Source organism: Mesorhizobium waitakense (assembly GCF_056431085.1).
This window is the reverse complement of sequence record NZ_JBWKME010000089.1, coordinates 63,210-78,919: the sequence shown is the minus strand read 5'-3', so window position 1 is coordinate 78,919 and position 15,710 is coordinate 63,210. Positions and strand designations below refer to the sequence as shown.

Annotated in this window: 15 protein-coding genes and 1 tRNA gene; 12 read left to right on the top strand and 4 right to left on the bottom strand. The window is 62.8% G+C overall.

Annotation, left to right across the window (positions count from 1 at the left end; translation table 11 throughout):
* Positions 1–121: 121 nt before the first annotated feature.
* Both rpoH and AC07FD_RS18875 read right to left on the bottom strand, forming a co-directional pair.
* Positions 122–1,033 (bottom strand): RNA polymerase sigma factor RpoH, encoded by a 912-nt coding sequence (gene rpoH / locus AC07FD_RS18880; RefSeq protein WP_478351075.1) that lies wholly within the window; start codon positions 1,031–1,033, stop codon positions 122–124.
* Positions 1,034–1,244: 211 nt separating this feature from the next.
* Positions 1,245–2,300: an RluA family pseudouridine synthase gene (locus AC07FD_RS18875; RefSeq protein WP_478351074.1), complete on the bottom strand. Its 1,056-nt coding sequence runs from the start codon at positions 2,298–2,300 to the stop codon at positions 1,245–1,247.
* 26 nt (positions 2,301–2,326) lie between these two features.
* Between AC07FD_RS18875 and AC07FD_RS18870 the strand changes: the two genes are divergently transcribed.
* From AC07FD_RS18870 to AC07FD_RS18845, 6 genes are all read left to right on the top strand, one after another.
* Positions 2,327–2,707 (top strand): fimbrial protein, encoded by a 381-nt coding sequence (locus AC07FD_RS18870; protein WP_478351073.1) that lies wholly within the window; start codon positions 2,327–2,329, stop codon positions 2,705–2,707.
* A 48-nt stretch (positions 2,708–2,755) separates the two neighbouring features.
* Positions 2,756–3,163, top strand: coding sequence for a VOC family protein (locus tag AC07FD_RS18865; protein ID WP_478351072.1), 408 nt, complete (start codon positions 2,756–2,758; stop codon positions 3,161–3,163).
* Between the two features lie 90 nt (positions 3,164–3,253).
* Positions 3,254–3,328 (top strand) — tRNA-Glu (locus AC07FD_RS18860).
* 151 nt (positions 3,329–3,479) lie between these two features.
* Entirely contained in the window at positions 3,480–4,061 is a 582-nt protein-coding gene (locus AC07FD_RS18855; RefSeq protein WP_095089334.1) for a VOC family protein, read from the top strand.
* A gap of 21 nt (positions 4,062–4,082) precedes the next feature.
* Positions 4,083–4,916, top strand: coding sequence for a glutathione S-transferase family protein (locus AC07FD_RS18850; protein WP_478351071.1), 834 nt, complete (start codon positions 4,083–4,085; stop codon positions 4,914–4,916).
* A gap of 341 nt (positions 4,917–5,257) precedes the next feature.
* Entirely contained in the window at positions 5,258–5,626 is a 369-nt protein-coding gene (locus AC07FD_RS18845) for a hypothetical protein (protein ID WP_457153492.1), read from the top strand.
* Between the two features lie 63 nt (positions 5,627–5,689).
* On the opposite strand, the gene AC07FD_RS18840 is transcribed toward AC07FD_RS18845, so the two are convergent.
* Positions 5,690–5,905, bottom strand: coding sequence for a hypothetical protein (locus AC07FD_RS18840; protein ID WP_477285082.1), 216 nt, complete (start codon positions 5,903–5,905; stop codon positions 5,690–5,692).
* Positions 5,906–6,057: 152 nt separating this feature from the next.
* On the opposite strand from AC07FD_RS18840, the gene AC07FD_RS18835 reads away from it, so the two are divergent.
* Positions 6,058–6,294, top strand: coding sequence for a hypothetical protein (locus AC07FD_RS18835; protein ID WP_095089328.1), 237 nt, complete (start codon positions 6,058–6,060; stop codon positions 6,292–6,294).
* 37 nt (positions 6,295–6,331) lie between these two features.
* Here the strand turns inward: AC07FD_RS18835 and AC07FD_RS18830 are convergent, their stop codons facing one another.
* The gene (locus tag AC07FD_RS18830; protein ID WP_478351070.1) at positions 6,332–6,679 is read right to left on the bottom strand and encodes a hypothetical protein; all 348 of its coding nucleotides are present in this window, start codon (positions 6,677–6,679) and stop codon (positions 6,332–6,334) included.
* A 186-nt stretch (positions 6,680–6,865) separates the two neighbouring features.
* On the opposite strand from AC07FD_RS18830, the gene AC07FD_RS18825 reads away from it, so the two are divergent.
* From AC07FD_RS18825 to pstB, 5 genes are all read left to right on the top strand, one after another.
* The gene (locus AC07FD_RS18825; RefSeq protein WP_478351078.1) at positions 6,866–11,419 is read left to right on the top strand and encodes a PAS domain-containing protein; all 4,554 of its coding nucleotides are present in this window, start codon (positions 6,866–6,868) and stop codon (positions 11,417–11,419) included.
* A gap of 509 nt (positions 11,420–11,928) precedes the next feature.
* Positions 11,929–12,984 carry a phosphate ABC transporter substrate-binding protein PstS gene (gene pstS / locus AC07FD_RS18820; RefSeq protein WP_478351069.1) on the top strand — a complete coding sequence of 352 codons (1,056 nt, stop codon included), beginning with the start codon at positions 11,929–11,931 and terminating at the stop codon, positions 12,982–12,984.
* Between the two features lie 66 nt (positions 12,985–13,050).
* The gene (pstC, locus tag AC07FD_RS18815; protein ID WP_478351068.1) at positions 13,051–14,034 is read left to right on the top strand and encodes a phosphate ABC transporter permease subunit PstC; all 984 of its coding nucleotides are present in this window, start codon (positions 13,051–13,053) and stop codon (positions 14,032–14,034) included.
* Positions 14,035–14,037: 3 nt separating this feature from the next.
* Positions 14,038–14,889, top strand: coding sequence for a phosphate ABC transporter permease PstA (gene pstA / locus AC07FD_RS18810; RefSeq protein ID WP_477423566.1), 852 nt, complete (start codon positions 14,038–14,040; stop codon positions 14,887–14,889).
* The gene (gene pstB / locus AC07FD_RS18805; RefSeq protein WP_095089320.1) at positions 14,886–15,692 is read left to right on the top strand and encodes a phosphate ABC transporter ATP-binding protein PstB; all 807 of its coding nucleotides are present in this window, start codon (positions 14,886–14,888) and stop codon (positions 15,690–15,692) included. Before pstA ends, pstB begins: the two co-directional genes overlap by 4 nt.
* Positions 15,693–15,710 lie beyond the last annotated feature (18 nt).

Sequence of the window (15,710 nt, the reverse complement as noted above, 5' to 3'; positions counted from 1 at the left end):
GGGACGGTCGAATTTGGACCCAATCCCTTCCTTGACCAACACGGATACTCTAGACAGCGCTACAAAAAAGGCGGCGCCAGTTTCCTGACGCCGCCTTTGTATTTCGCTGCCGAAGTTGGCTTTACGCCGCCGGCTGTGCTTCGATGGTGCGCAGCGCCTGGGTCTGGCGCTTGGCGGCGGCCTTGACCGCGTCCTGCACCTTCTCGAAGGCGCGCACCTCGATCTGGCGCACGCGCTCGCGGCTGATGTCGAACTCGGCCGACAGCTCTTCCAGGGTCAGCGGCTCCTCGGCGAGGCGACGAGCCTCGAAGATGCGCCGCTCGCGTTCGTTGAGCACGGCCAGAGCGCCCGACAGCATGGCGCGCCGGTTTTCCAGCTCGTCCTGCTCGATCAGCATCTCTTCCTGGCTTTCATGGTCGTCGACCAGCCAGTCCTGCCATTCGCCGGATTCGCCTTCGCTCGCCCGGATCGGGGCGTTGAGCGAGGCGTCGCCCGACAGGCGGCGGTTCATCGACACCACTTCAGCTTCGGAAACGTTCAGCCTTGTGGCGATCTCGGCGATCTGGTCGGGCTTGAGGTCGCCGTCATCCAGCGCCTGGATCTTGCCCTTTACCTTGCGCAGGTTGAAGAACAGGCGCTTCTGGTTGGCGGTCGTGCCCATCTTGACCAGGCTCCACGAGCGCAGGATGTACTCCTGGATCGAGGCCTTGATCCACCACATGGCGTAGGTCGCGAGGCGGAAGCCGCGCTCCGGTTCGAATTTCTTGACGGCCTGCATCAGGCCGACATTGCCTTCCGAGATCACCTCGCCGATCGGCAGGCCGTAGCCGCGATAGCCCATGGCGATCTTGGCGACGAGCCGAAGGTGGCTGGTGACGAGCTTGTGCGCAGCCGTGGTGTCCTCATGCTCGGCATAACGCTTGGCGAGCATGTACTCTTCCTGCGGCTGCAGCATGGGAAAGCGGCGGATTTCTTCCAGGTAGCGGCTGAGGCCGCCTTCGCCGGAAACAATGCTGGGTAGTGACTGGGCCATGATAGCGCCCCCTCTCTATTGGAGTGATGCCCCCGAAACGCGGCGGGCATGTGACGCGAGCACCAAAAGGCTCGCCCGCGACATCAGATATATACAGGAACAAAACCAGAAAAGACAGGCGTTTGTTCAACACGAAACAGTGTGTCACGCTGAAGTGAACAATGCCAGTCAGGTTTTTTGATGGCTAGCTTGAAGCTTGTTGGTGACCGGTTCAGAGCTTGCGGAAACCGCCGACGAGTTCCTCCATGTCCCTCGGTATCGGCACCTCGAACCTCATCGTTAGATGGGTAGTCGGGTGGCGAAATGCAAGCAGCCAGGCATGCAAAGCTTGCCTGGAAAATGCCTTGACCTGGCTTTTCAGCGGTTCGGGCAGCCGGTTGGCCTTGGTGCGGAAGGCCTGGCCATAGTCGGGGTCGCCGATCACCGGATGGCCGATATGCGCCATGTGGACGCGGATCTGGTGGGTGCGACCGGTCTCGAGCCGGCATTCGACCAGGCTGGCCGTGGCGAATTCCTGCTGATCGACGCCGAAGCGCTCCCGCACGGTAAAGTGGGTGACGGCGTGGCGGGCGTCGTCGCGTCCTTCCGGCACCACGGCGCGGCGCACGCGGTCGGCGGCGCGGCCGAGCGGCGCGTCGACCGTGCCCGTCGGCCGCTGCGGTAGTCCCCAGACCAGTGCAAGATAGGCGCGTTCGAGATCGCCGGTCAGGCCGTGATCGGCGAAGGCTTCGGACAGCGACTTGTGGGCGCGGTCGGTCTTGGCGACCACCATGACGCCGCTGGTCTCCTTATCGAGGCGGTGGACGATGCCCGGCCGGCGCACGCCGCCAATGCCGGAAAGACTGTCGCCACAATGATGGATCAGCGCGTTGACCAGCGTGCCGGTCCAATTGCCGGCGCCGGGATGCACGACAAGGCCAGCCGGCTTGTTGATGACGATCAGTTCGTCGTCCTCATAGAGCACATCGAGCGCGATGTTCTCGCCCTGCGGCTCCGCCGGTTCCGGCTCCGGCATGGCGACCGAGACGCTTTCGCCCGGCGTCATCCTGCGTTTGGTCTCACTGATGGGCTTGCCGTCGATCGAGACCGCGCCCTGCCTGATCAGCATCTGCACGCGGCTGCGCGACATCTCCGGGCCGAGGCTCGCAGCCAGCCATTGGTCGAGGCGCTGACCGGCCGCATCGGCGCCCGCCACCAGCACGGTGGGCGCCGTCGCTATGAATTGGTCCTCTATCAATTCAGGGGCCTCTTCGCTATGAGCGCTCATTGAAAAACCGTTCCGGACTATTTGCCATGGCCAGCCCAATTGCCGAGGAAGATCAGGAGAAACCGCTCGACCCCGAGGTCGAAAAGGTGCGCAGGAAACTCGTCCGCTTCGTCGGGATCAATCTCGGCCTGCTGTTCCTTGCCCTTATGGTGGTGATCGGCGCCCTTGTCTACAAAGCCCGCAACGCGCCGGCGAACCCGCCGCTGGCCGGCGACATCCAGATGCCGGCCGGCGACCCGGTCAGCGGCGACATCGTGCTGCCGGTCGGGGCCAAGGTGGTCAGCCAGTCGCTGTCCGGCAACCGCGTGTCCATAGACACCGAGCTTGCCGACGGCAGCCGCACGATCTTCGTCTACGACATGACAGAGCGCCGGGTGATCGGCCGCTTTGCAATTCGCAACAAATGAGCGGGCCGCGACAAAAGAGCGTCGGCAACAATGAGCAAGGCTTAAGGGATGACCGGGTTCGCCGAACATCGTCGCGTCGCGACCGTCGCACTGGTCGTCGCCAACTATGACGAGGCGATTGCCTGGTATGTCGAGCGGCTGGGTTTCCTGCTGGTCGAGGATGTCGATCTCGGCGGCGGCAAGCGCTGGGTCACGGTCGCGCCGGCCGACGGGCAGGGTGCGAGGCTGCTTCTGGCCGAGGCTTCCGACGAGGCACAGGAGAAAAGCATCGGCAACCAGACCGGCGGCCGGGTCTTTCTGTTTCTCGAAACCGACGATTTTGCCCGCGACCATGCAGCGATGCTGGAGAAGGGCGTCGAATTCCGCGAGCCGCCACGCTTCGAGCCCTATGGTACGGTCGCGGTTTTCGCCGATCTGCATGGCAATCTCTGGGACCTGATCGAGCCGAAACGGTAGGCTTGCGGCCGGCCTTTCCTCGATACGACAAAGCCGGCGAAGCCCAGTTGCTTTTTCCCAGCCGTCAGCCTATATCGCCGGTTCTTGAACGCGCCCATCGTCTAGCGGTCAGGACACCGCCCTCTCACGGCGGGAACAGGGGTTCGATTCCCCTTGGGCGTACCACTTTCTCCACCAGTTGTCCGATCTCGGCTACGCTCGTCGCTTCTGGCGCAGCGGGGCCGATTGCATTAGCATTGCGGCGTGGATCCTAAGGCACGGCTCAAGCGGCGCGCAGAACGCCGGGTGCGTTGATGCCGCGCGGGGAGGAAGGCCAATGCAGAAACTGCAATCGCAGGGCGTGCATCACATCACGCTGGTCGGCGCCGGGCGCCAGACCTCGATCGATTTTTGGGAAGGCGTGCTCGGCATGCCGTTCATTTTCGAGCAACCCAACCTCGACAAGGCAAAAGAGAGCCACCTCTATTTCGATCCGGGCGACGGCCGGCTGATCACCATCTTCACCGATGAGAGCCGTACGCCGGAGAAGCGACGCACGCCGACCGATCCGGGTTGCGTCCACCACATCGCCTTTTCGGTGTCGCGCGTCACGTTCCTGCAGGCGGTTGGCCGGCTCGACGAACGCGGCATCAAGCACAGCGGCGTCAAGGATCGCGGCTTCATGGATTCGATCTATTTCGAGGATCCGCTCGGCCTGCTGATCGAGCTTGCCTCCTACCGCTTCGAGCCGCCGGCCGGCTTCACCCATGCCGACGTGCTGATGGAAGCGCACAGGCTGCGTGTCGCGCGCGGCGACTACAACATTGCGGAAGTGCATCTCGCCGATGCGATCCAGGCGCTCGTAGAGCGTTCCCGCGCAACCTTGTCGGACGACCGGGCACCGAAGAACCCATACTGAACAAACCAGAGGGAGGAACAAATGGCCAAGACAGCAACGAAGAGCGCGAAAAACCCGGCGGCCAAGGTAGCCGCAAAACCGGCGGCGAAAGCGGCGGCAAAGCCGGCGGTAAAGGCAGCTGCCAAGCCCGCTGCGAAGGCCAAGGCAAAGCCGGCTAAGAAACCTGCCGTGAAGCTGAGCATGCTGAAGCCCAGCGTCAACAACATGACCGTTCGGGTGTTCGCGCGCGCGGCCGGGCTGGGCGCCGACGAGACCGATGCCTGGGGCCACACCCGCTCGCCCGAATTCACGGCGCGAAACCCCTCGCATTTGACGCCAATGATCGAGGACAAGGGCCTTCCCAGGGGCGTGTTGTGGGAAAGCTGCGCCATCATGCAGTATCTGGCGAACAAGCACGGGCTGGAGAAATTCTATCCCAAGGCGCCGGCCAAGCGGGCGATGATCGACAGTGCCATGTTCTATCTGGTCGGTACGCTCTACCCCTATGTGGCGCGCGCAACCTATCCGTTCCTCGGCTTCCCGCAATATGCCGGCGAGGTCGGCTACAGCGACGCCCACCCCGACAAGAAGTCCGAAGCCCAGAAGGCAGCGATGGCCGCGATTGCCGAGCCGCTGGAGGTCTTCCACAGTTTCTTCAGGGACGGCAAGCCGTTCATCGGCGGCAAGAACCCGTCGATCGCCGACATCCGCCTGGCGGCGACGCTCGAGTTCCTGGCGGTCGTCGATTATCCTCTGCCCAAATGGGCCAAGGAGTATATGGCGGCGATCGAGAAGAAGCTCGGCAAGGCGTACGCCGAGCCTGCCGGCGACGTGCGCAGCTACATCGCCTATGTGAGATCGCAAGCCAAGGCCTGAGGTTAAAGGGGGCCCGAGGTTAAGGATTCGTTAACCAAAGCCCTGTCTACTGCCGATAATTCACCCCGCGACCACGGATGTACTGGCGCCGAGGTGGAAGGAAAGGTCGGCGCAATGCCGGCCTTTTTGCTTTCGCTCACTGTCGACGTGACGTCCTATCTTCTTGTTTTAACGCAATTCCAGACGGAAAACCCGTTTCACACCTTTCCTGGAATTGCTCCGGTGTCGCATTTTCGGCGTCAACTTTTTGCCCAGAGATATTGTCATTGCCGGCGTTGGCCTTACCATCCATTTCGGCAGTCGGCATGGACGGCCGGTCAGGAGTGAGACGAGGGCTGGCGATGAAAAGCGTTGCGAGGCAGGCTGTGGTTGCGGGGATGATGCTGGCAGGCGCCGTTCATCCTTCAAATGCCGCTGAACTCAACACCATGAGCGATGTCGGGGCTGCGATCCAGGCATGCTGGACGCCGCCGGCGGATGCCGGAACTGCCAGCGTTACCTTGAGCTTCAGCTTCAAGCGGGACGGCACGCTGATCGGCCCCCCGAGGCCGACAGCCATCCATGTGAACGGCGACGCCAAGGCGAAAAAATCATTTGTCGACGCGGCTACGACGGCCTTGCAGAATTGCCTGCCCCTGACCTTCTCGTCGAAGCTGGCGCAAGGGGTCGCCGGCAACGTGTTCACGTTGCAATTCACGTCTCCCAAGTAAGGCGACAGGGAAGCCGGAACCGCCTTGCCACGGCGGTGCGCTCAGCTCTTGGCGTATGCTGGTTCAGTGGTGACTGCGCCTCGCCTCGGCATGCCGGGCAAGGTCAGGCGTCTCGAAGACATAATCGTTCCAGGCCGATTCCGGAACCTGGCCGGCCAGATAACATTCCAGCAACAGGCTTTGCTCGGCATTGAGGGGCCTTGGTGCACGCTCGTGATCCAGCCCCAGCGAGTGAAACAGGTTCCTTGTCAGGTCCGAAACCGTGAAGTGGATCGACATCTGCGTTCTCCTCTCTCCTGGCCCATTCAACGCTGAAGCCCAGGCAAAGGTTTCAAGCTCAAACACAAATAAAGGATGGTCTGGAACACAAGGACAGTTGGAACAGAGGGACGCTCACGGCGTTGTGATCGACATCAGCCAGGAGAAACGCCATGGCAACGTTCAGGGAAATGAGGGTGCTGGAGATCGTCGAAGACGGCTCCCTGACCACCGAACAGAAAATCGCTGAACTGCGCGAGATCGAATCCGAGGCTCGTGGGCTGCAGCGGGCTGCATCGGAGAGCCCGATGGGCGACGATGATGGCTGGCAGGACGATTTGCGTCAGGTACGTCTCGCACTCGACAAGCTCGGTGCGAGAGAACCCAAAAAGGGCGCTGCCTCGCTCTGAACGCAGAGCTTGATGACAGGCATTTGCCAATCGATCGCTATTCGCAGACCATGCGAGCTCTCTTGCCGGGCTCGGTGACGTTTCTGCACGTCAGCAGCTTCGCCGGTTCAGGTGAGGAAGGCGGTGTCGAGACCCTCGTCCGGTGCCGTCTTGGCGGGGCATGGGTCACCACCCTGCGCTCGGAAAATCGCTGCGGCGGCTGCGGCGCCACCGGAAAGGCGCCGTCTTCAACCTGCTCGTATTCGACACGTGGTGGTGGCCGATCCCAGAAACGCCTGACATCGAGCGGCCTCGGGATGACCACGGTGCCATCATAGGTGCGCGAGCAGCCGCTGCCGAAAAGCAGCATCAGCCCCATGAAGCAAGGCGAGATCCGTCCAACCATCCGCAATATCCCTTGAAGCTTATATAGCGGCTTCAATCCTGCCGGCAAGCCGGCGGAATAACGCAGGCCGTGTCGACCGAAATATCTAACCGCCCATTAAGGTTAGCGGATCGTTAATGCTTGTCGGGCACATTCCGGCGACGAACCGCGGGGGAGGGTTCGGCCTTGGTTTTCGGGTGGGACGGCATGGCGGAAGCGGACGACACAATCGGCGCGCGCGGCAAGCGCGAGCCTCGCAAATCGGCAGCGCATGGCGACGCTGCATTACCGTCCCCTGCGGGCAGGGATTCGACCGACACGCTTCGCCAGCTGGTCGAAGCCGGTTCGGACTGGGTCTGGGAGACCGACGCCGAACTGCGCTTCTCCTGGCTCTCGCAAAACTACCAGGCAGCCACCGGCATCGATCCGGCTGACGTGCTTGGCCGGTTCCGCTTCGACTTCCTCGACCAGGTCCTGAACGACGACCGCAGCGGTGCCGCGCATCTGGCGGATCTGCAGGCGCATCGGCCGTTTCGCGACTTCGTGCATGAGCTGAAAGGCGGCCGCTCCGATTGCCGCTGGATCTTGACGTCGGGCTTTCCAAGGTTCGATGGCGAGGGAGGATTTGCCGGTTATCGCGGCATTGGCCGCAACGTCACGGCGCTGGCCGGCGCCTTCGGGGCTCTGGAGCAGAAGCCTGCGGCGGATAGCGAACCCGTCCAGCATCTTGCCGATCTCGAGCGGACGATGGACGCCATGCACATGGGCGTCGTGCTTCTGGACGCGAGGCTCGATACGCTGATCGTCAACAAGGCCTATCGCGACCTCTCCAGGATCCCGGACGGTGCCGTGACCGTCGGCGCCCCGTTCAGCCTGTTGATGGAACTCAACCGCCGCAACGGCATCTATGGCGATATCGACGAACAGCAATGGCAGCGCTACCTCGCCACCCGCATCGAGGAGATCCGCGCCGGCTCCGTTGCGCCACGCGAGTTCCCCCATGCCGACGGCAGGACCATGATGTTCTCGGTCACTGCCCTGTCCGGCGGCAAGCGCCTGCTGACCTACTACGACATCACCGATCTGAAGCTTCGCGACGCCGAAGTCGAGAACGCCAATGCCAGGACCGCGGAGACCTTCGCCAACCTTCGCGCCATGGTCGACCAGATGCCGATCGGTGTCCTCGTCCTCGATGCCGATTTGCGCGCCGAAGTCATCAACCGTGCCTTCTACGATTTCTGGCAGATCGACGCCCGGCGCGCCGAGATCGGCTGTAGCTTTCGCGAGCTGATGGACGCCAGCCGCGACGTCGACCCGTATGGTGCCGACGAGGCGACATGGCAGCGGCATATGGCCGATCGCGAGGCGGAAATCAGGGCCGGCACGGCCGGATCGCGACAGTTCCCGCGCAATGATGGCCGCACGTTGATCTCGTCGATGGCGCCGCTGGCCGGCGGCAAGCGGCTGATCTCCTATGTCGACGTCACCGACATGAAGGATCGCGAGGCCGAACTTGCCGACGCGCTGGAGAAAGCGCGGCTGGCGGAAGCGGTGATCAACGCCGTCAAGGATCCGATCTTCGTCAAGGACGACCATTTGCGGTTTGTGTTCGTCAACGAGGCGTTCGCCGCCTTGTTTGGCCAGACGCCGCAAGCCATGCTTGGCAAGCCCGGCGGCGATTTCGTCTCAGGCAGCAATGTCGCGCTTTTCGAACAGAGCGAACGGGACGTGCTTGCCTGCGGACGTGCCTACGAAGTCGAAGAAAATTTTGAGGCCGATGGCGCCAGCCGCTCGCGGATCGTCAGGAAGAGCCGCGTCGGCATGGCCAGCGGCCGCAACTACGTCGCCGGCTTCCTGTTCGACATTTCCGACATGAAGCGCCGCGAGACCGAGGCCGAAGATGCGCGCAAGCATCTCGCCAGCGTGCTGGAATCCCTGCCCGCGGCCGTCATCATCTACGACCGCGACGACAAGTTCGTTTTTGCCAACCGCAAGATCCAAGACACGCTGCCGGCTTTGAGGCCGGCATGGCAGCCCGGCTGTACACTTCGCGAAGCGCTCGTCCTCGGTCATTCGAACGGATATTTCCGCAACAGCGGAGACCCGCAAGTCGACACGCTCTACGACGGCGACCCCGATCGCTGGCTGGATGCGATCCTTGCCCGCTACCGCCTGTCCAGTTCCTCGTTCGAACGTCACAACCCCGATGGCCGCTGGTATCAGGTCTACGACATGCGGACCGACGATGGCACGTTCATCGGCGTTCGCGTTGACATCTCCGAGATCAAGAGCCGCGAGAAGGCGTTGCGCGACTCGATGCGCCAGATCGATCTGTTCCGCCACGTGCTGGACGAGCTACCGGTGGCTGCCTTCATCAAGGCGCAGGACCTGAGCATCGAGTTCGTCAACAAGGCCTGGTGCGCGATAACAGGTCTCGCCAAGGAAGAGGTCATCGGCCGCACCGACCGCCAGCTGTTCGGTGGGCAGGACGGCGATAGCTACAGCCATGACGACACCGAGGTCGCCGTGACGGGCGCCGTCAAGGAGGTCGAGGAACCCGTCACCCATCGCGACGGCACGGTCCGGCAATTGATGACGCGCAAGAGCCGCCTGGTGGCGCTGGACGGATCGGTGCATCTGGTCGGTTCGAGCACCGACATCACCGAGGTCAAGGCGCGCGAGCGCGCGCTGGAAGAGAGCATGCGCGAGAACGAGGTGTTCCGCAGCCTGATCGACAACGTGCCGGTGTCGATCTACGCCAAGCGCTCCGATCTCAGGCAGTTCTATGTCAACAAGGGCTGGTGCGACCTGACCGGCTTCGCCAAGGAAGAGGCGATCGGCAAGACCGACATCGAGATCTTCGGGCCGGACGGCGAAGCCTTTGTCGGCAGCGACCTTGCGGTGCTGCGGACCGGCGAAACCCAGGAGGTCGAAGAGACGGTGACGTTGGCCGACGGCACCGTCAGGCATCAGTTCGCCCGCAAGGGCGCGATGATCGCCTCCGACGGTTCGCTCTATCTGATCGGATCGACCACCGACATCACCGAATTGAAGACGCGCGAGGCCGAACTGCGCGAGGCACGGCAGCGCGCAGTGCTCGCCGACCGCGCCAAGTCGGAATTCCTCGCCAATATGAGCCACGAGATCCGCACGCCGATGAACGGCGTGCTCGGCATGGCCGAACTGCTGGCCAAATCGGACCTCAACTCGAAACAGAAGACATTCACCGACATCATCGTCAAATCGGGCAACGCGCTGCTCACCATCATCAACGACATCCTGGATTTCTCCAAGATCGACGCCGGCCAGCTGGTGCTCGATCCGGCGCCCTTCAACCTTGCCGAGGCGATCGAGGATGTAGCGACACTGGTGTCGACACGCGCCAAGGAGAAGGATCTCGAGCTCATCGTGCGCATCGAGCCTCGTCTCGAGAGCCTGTTCGTGGGCGATGTCGGCCGCATCAGGCAGATCGTCACCAACCTGCTCGGCAACGCGGTGAAGTTCACCGATGAAGGCCATGTGCTGGTCGATGTCACCGGCGAAAGAGTTCCGACCGGGACGAAACTGACGATCTCGGTCACCGATACCGGCATAGGTATCCCCGAGGAAAAGCTGAAACTCGTGTTCGAGAAATTCAGCCAGGTCGACACCTCGTCGACGAGGCGGCACGAGGGAACCGGCCTTGGTCTTGCCATCACTTCGCGGCTCGTCGAACTGATGGGCGGCGACATCGGTGTCGAGAGCGCCGAAGGCAAGGGTTCGACCTTCTGGTTCACCGTCACGCTGCCTCGGGCCGGACAGCAGAATGGGCAACGCATCACGCCTGTCGACGTGACCGGCGCGCGCGTGCTGATCGTCGACGACAACGCCGTCAACCGGGCCATCCTGACCGAGCAGATGACATCGTGGACGTTCGATTCCTGCGCGGCCGAAAGCGGCGCCGAGGGTCTCAAGGTGCTGATCGCGGCCGCCGCCTATGGCGTGCCGGTCGACTGCGTCGTGCTCGACTACCAGATGCCGGGCATGAGTGGCGCCGAAATGGCGCGGATCGTGCGCAACACCGCTGGCCTCGCCGGCACGCCGATCATCATGCTGACCTCGGTCGACCAGTCGCTTGCCAACACCAGCTATCGCGATCTCGGCATCGATGCCCAGCTGATCAAACCGGCCCGGTCATCGGTGCTGCTGGAAACGCTGGTTGCCACCATCCAGCGGCATCGCCACAACACGGCCGACGCCCAGCCCCCGGCAGCCGACATCCCTCCAGCCAAGATCGTGCGGCCACAGCCGCCGGCGGAACAACGGGCGCTGCTGCAGCCGCCCTTGGTTCGCCCCCGGCCACCCGCGACGGCCGGCGGCGACAGGCTGGATATCCTGGTGGCCGAGGACAATGAGGTGAACCAGATGGTGTTCACCCAGATCCTCGGCGAGACCGGCTATGGTTTCGAGATCGTCGGCAATGGCCGCAAGGCGCTCGACGCCTTCGGCCGGCTCAATCCATGCATGATCCTGATGGATGTCTCGATGCCGGAGATGAACGGGCTCGAAGCCACCGCCGCCATTCGCCGGCTCGAGGAAGAAACCGGCACGCATGTGCCGATCGTGGGCGTCACCGCGCATGCGCTGAAGGGCGATCGCGAACGCTGCCTGGAGGCCGGCATGGACGACTACCTGCCCAAGCCGATCAGCCCAAGGGCCTTGCTCGAGAAGGTCGAGCGCTGGGTCGGCGCCAGCCGCCAGGCTCAGCGCAACGCCGGGTAAGACCGGCGTTGCATCGAGCCGGCTCGAGGAACCCGGCCGAGATTCGCGACCCCCGCTGGGGCAAGACTATGGCGCGATCGCACCATATCCAAGGCGACGCCCAGCCGAGACAATGGCCATATTCGAATTCCGCTCTTCCAGTTACGGGCGGGAGCAGCGACCGCCGGCATGAGACAGCGTCAACCTACCCCAACGGACCTGTTTTCGGCGATGGCCCGGCCACGACATATGGCTGAGAGCAACGCGTTCCCGTCCGGATTTTCTTTGCCGAGGCGTTGATCGCGAAACCGCGGGTCACTCTCGGTCTGAAACGGCGCAAGTGCCTGATTCCGGGCACAAAGCCGGGTTCCGCCGCAAGCGCCGGCAAGCCGGCATTTTCCCCGCCCCGATGACGCGTTACCGGGGTGACATGAAACTGTCATGCGACTGTTATAATCGAAGGCTATTGGCCTCAGCGGGCGCCGAGAGGATGGCGCCGAGAGACCATCTTCCGAACAGGAGCAGGCCACATGAGACATTTCATCCGCTCAGCGGTCGTTGCGATTGCAATGGCCACAGCGTCTACCTTCACCCTTTCTGCAGCCATGGCCGCGGACCTTTCCGGCGCCGGCTCGACCTTCATCTATCCGGTGTTCGCCAAGTGGGCCGACACCTACAAGAAAGACACCGGCGTCGGCCTCAACTACCAGTCGATCGGTTCGGGCGGCGGCATCAAGCAGGTCATCGCCAAGACCGTGACCTTCGGCGCCACCGACAAGCCGATGTCCGACGCCGATCTGGAGAAGAACGGCCTCGTGCAGTTTCCGATGGTGATGGGCGGCATCGTGCCGATCGTCAACCTGACGGGCGTCAAGCCGGGCGAACTCATCCTTGACGGCAAGACGATTGCGCAGATCTACCTTGGCGCCATCACCACCTGGGACGACGCCGCGATCAAGGCGCTGAACCCGACCCTGACCCTGCCGTCGACGGCGATCGCCGTCGTCCACCGTTCGGACGGCTCGGGCACGACCTTCAACTTCACCGACTATCTGGTCAAGCTGTCGCCCGACTGGAAGGACAAGGTTGGTTCGGACACTGCCGTCGAATGGCCGACCGGCGTCGGCGCCAAGGGCAGCGAAGGCGTTGCCAACACCGTCAAGCAGACCGACGGTGGCATCGGCTACGTCGAGTATGCCTATGCCAAGCAGAACAACCTGTCGTACTCCAAGATGTTGAATGCCGCCGGCAAGGTCGTTGAGCCGTCGCTCGAATCCTTCGGCTCGGCTGCTTCGAATGCCGACTTCAAGGGCGCGAAGAACTTCAACGTCATCATCACCAACGAACCCGGCGATGCCACCTGGCCGATCGCTGCTTCGACCTGGGTGCTGATCCACAAGACCCCCGATGACGCCGCCGCGACCGGCGAAGCGCTGAAGTTCTTTGCCTGGGCCTACAAGGACGGCAAGGAAACCGCCAAGGGTCTCGACTACGTCTCGATCCCCGACAGCGTCGTCGACCTGATCAAGGCTTCGTGGAAGGCCGACATCCAGGCTGACGGCAAGCCCGTCTACGTCGGCGAATAACATCCCTTTGAAGGAGCGCCGCGCCGCGGCGCTCCTTTTCCCTCAACTCAAAGAGCCGAGCTTCACATGAGTGCTGTCCAGGAAGCCTTGCCAGCCATTCGAGGTTCGCGCTACGCGACTGTCAGACGTTTCGCGCTGACCGACGCGATCTTCCACGGAATGACCCGTGCCGCAGCCATACTGGTGCTGGTCTTGCTCGGCGGTGTTGCGATCTCGCTGTTTGCCGGCTCCTGGCAAGCCCTGTCGACCTTCGGCTTCTCCTTCCTGACCAGCGAAAGCTGGAACCCGGTGACGGAGAAATTCGGCGCGCTGGCGCCGATCTACGGCACCATCATCACGTCGGCCATCGCCATCCTGATTGCCGTGCCGCTCGGCATCGGCATCGCCATCTTCCTCACAGAGCTTTGTCCGCGCCCGCTGCGGCGCCCGATCGGCATGGCGGTTGAACTGCTCGCCGGCATCCCTTCGATCATCTACGGCATCTGGGGCCTGTTCGTGCTGGCGCCCTTCCTGCAGACGACCGTGCAGCCCTTCATCATCAGCGCGTTCCACGGCATTCCCGGCCTCAACAGCCTGTTTGCCGGTCCGCCCTACGGCATCGGCCTTTTGACGTCGTCGCTGATCCTTGCCATCATGGTGCTGCCTTTTATCACCTCGATCACCAAGGACGTCTTCGACACGGTGCCGCCGGTGCTGAAAGAGTCCGCCTACGGCATCGGCTGCACGACCTGGGAAGTGACCCGCCGCGTGGTCATTCCCTACACAAGGATCGGCATCATGGGCGGCGTCATGCTCGGCCTCGGCCGCGCGCTCGGCGAAACCATGGCGGTGACCTTCGTGATCGGCAACGCGCACCGCATCAGCACCTCGCTGTTCGCGCCGGCAACGACGATCTCCGCGACCATCGCCAATGAATTCACCGAAGCCGTCGGCGATCTCTATACCTCTTCGCTGGTGGCGCTCGGCCTGATCCTGTTCGTCATCACCTTCCTGATCCTCGCCATCGCACGCTACATGCTGATGCGCATTGACGCCCGCACGGGAGCCTGACCGATGTCGACAGCCACATCGCTTCATCAGAGCCGCAAGAGGAAGAATTCCGTGATGATGACGCTGTGCGTCGCCGCCGCGGGCATCGGACTTGCCTGGCTGGCGCTCATCCTCGGCGCGCTGCTGTACAAGGGCCTGTCCGGCGTCAATCTTGCGGTGTTCACGCAAATGACGCCGCCGCCCGGCGATGCCGGCGGCCTGCTCAACGCCATCTACGGCAGCATCGTGATGACCATCATCGGCGTCGTTGTCGGAACGCCGATCGGGGTTTTGGCCGGCACCTATATGGCCGAATACGGACGCTTTTCGAAGCTCACCACCGTGGTGCGCTTCATCAACGACATCCTTTTGTCGGCGCCGTCGATCATCATCGGCCTGTTCGTCTACGAACTGATGGTCCGGCCGATGGGGCATTTCTCGGCGATCGCCGGCGCCGTCGCGCTTGCCATCCTGGTCATCCCGGTCGTCGTTCGCACCACCGAGGACATGCTCAACCTGGTGCCGAACGCGTTGCGTGAAGCCGGCACCGCGATCGGCGCGCCGCGCTGGGTGGTCATCAAGTCGGTCGCTTACCGCGCCGCCCTTTCCGGCATCGTCACCGGCATATTGCTGTCGATCGCCCGTATCTCCGGCGAGACGGCGCCACTGCTCTTTACGGCGCTCAACAACCAGTTCTGGTCGAGCAATCTCAACGCGCCGATGGCCAGCTTGCCTGTGACCATCTTCCAGTTCGCTCTCAGCCCTTACGAGGAATGGCAGCAACTGGCCTGGACCGGTGCACTCATCATCACATTGACGGTTCTCGCGCTCAGCATCTTTGCTCGCAGCCTGACCGGACGCAGAGAGGACAAATGAGCCAGATGTTGTCTCCAGACATGACGATCGCCGCCGAGGCAATTGCCGGCAAGGCCAAGATCGAGGTCAAGAACCTCAACTTCTACTACGGCCAGAGCAAGGCGCTGAAGGACATCACGCTGTCGCTGCCCGAGCGCAGCGTCACGGCCTTCATCGGACCTTCGGGCTGCGGGAAGTCGACGCTGCTGCGCGTCTTCAACCGCATCTACGAACTCTATCCCAAGCAGACCGCCGAGGGTCAGGTGCTGCTCGACGGCCAGAACGTTCTCGACCGCTCGCAGGACCTCAATCTGCTGCGGACCAAGATCGGCATGGTGTTCCAGAAGCCGACGCCGTTCCCGATGTCGATCTATGAAAACATCGCCTTCGGCGTCAGGCTCTACGAGAAGATCAGCAAGTCCGAGATGGACGGCCGTGTCGAGCAGGCGCTGAAGCGCGCCGCACTGTGGACCGAAGTCAAGGACAAGCTCAACGCCAGCGGCCTCAGCCTCTCCGGCGGCCAGCAGCAGCGACTCTGCATCGCCCGCACCGTGGCGGTGAAGCCGGAAGTCATCCTGCTCGACGAGCCGGCCTCTGCGCTTGACCCGCTGTCGACCGCCAAGATCGAAGAGCTGATCGACGAGTTGCAAGCCGACTACACGATCGTCATCGTCACCCACAACATGCAGCAGGCGGCGCGCGTGTCGAAGCAGACCGCCTTCATGTATCTGGGCGAACTGGTCGAGTTCGACCGCACCGAGAAGATCTTCACGTCGCCCCGCGAGAAGCGCACGCAGGACTACATCACCGGCCGCTTCGGCTGAGCTCAGGCATACGAGGAC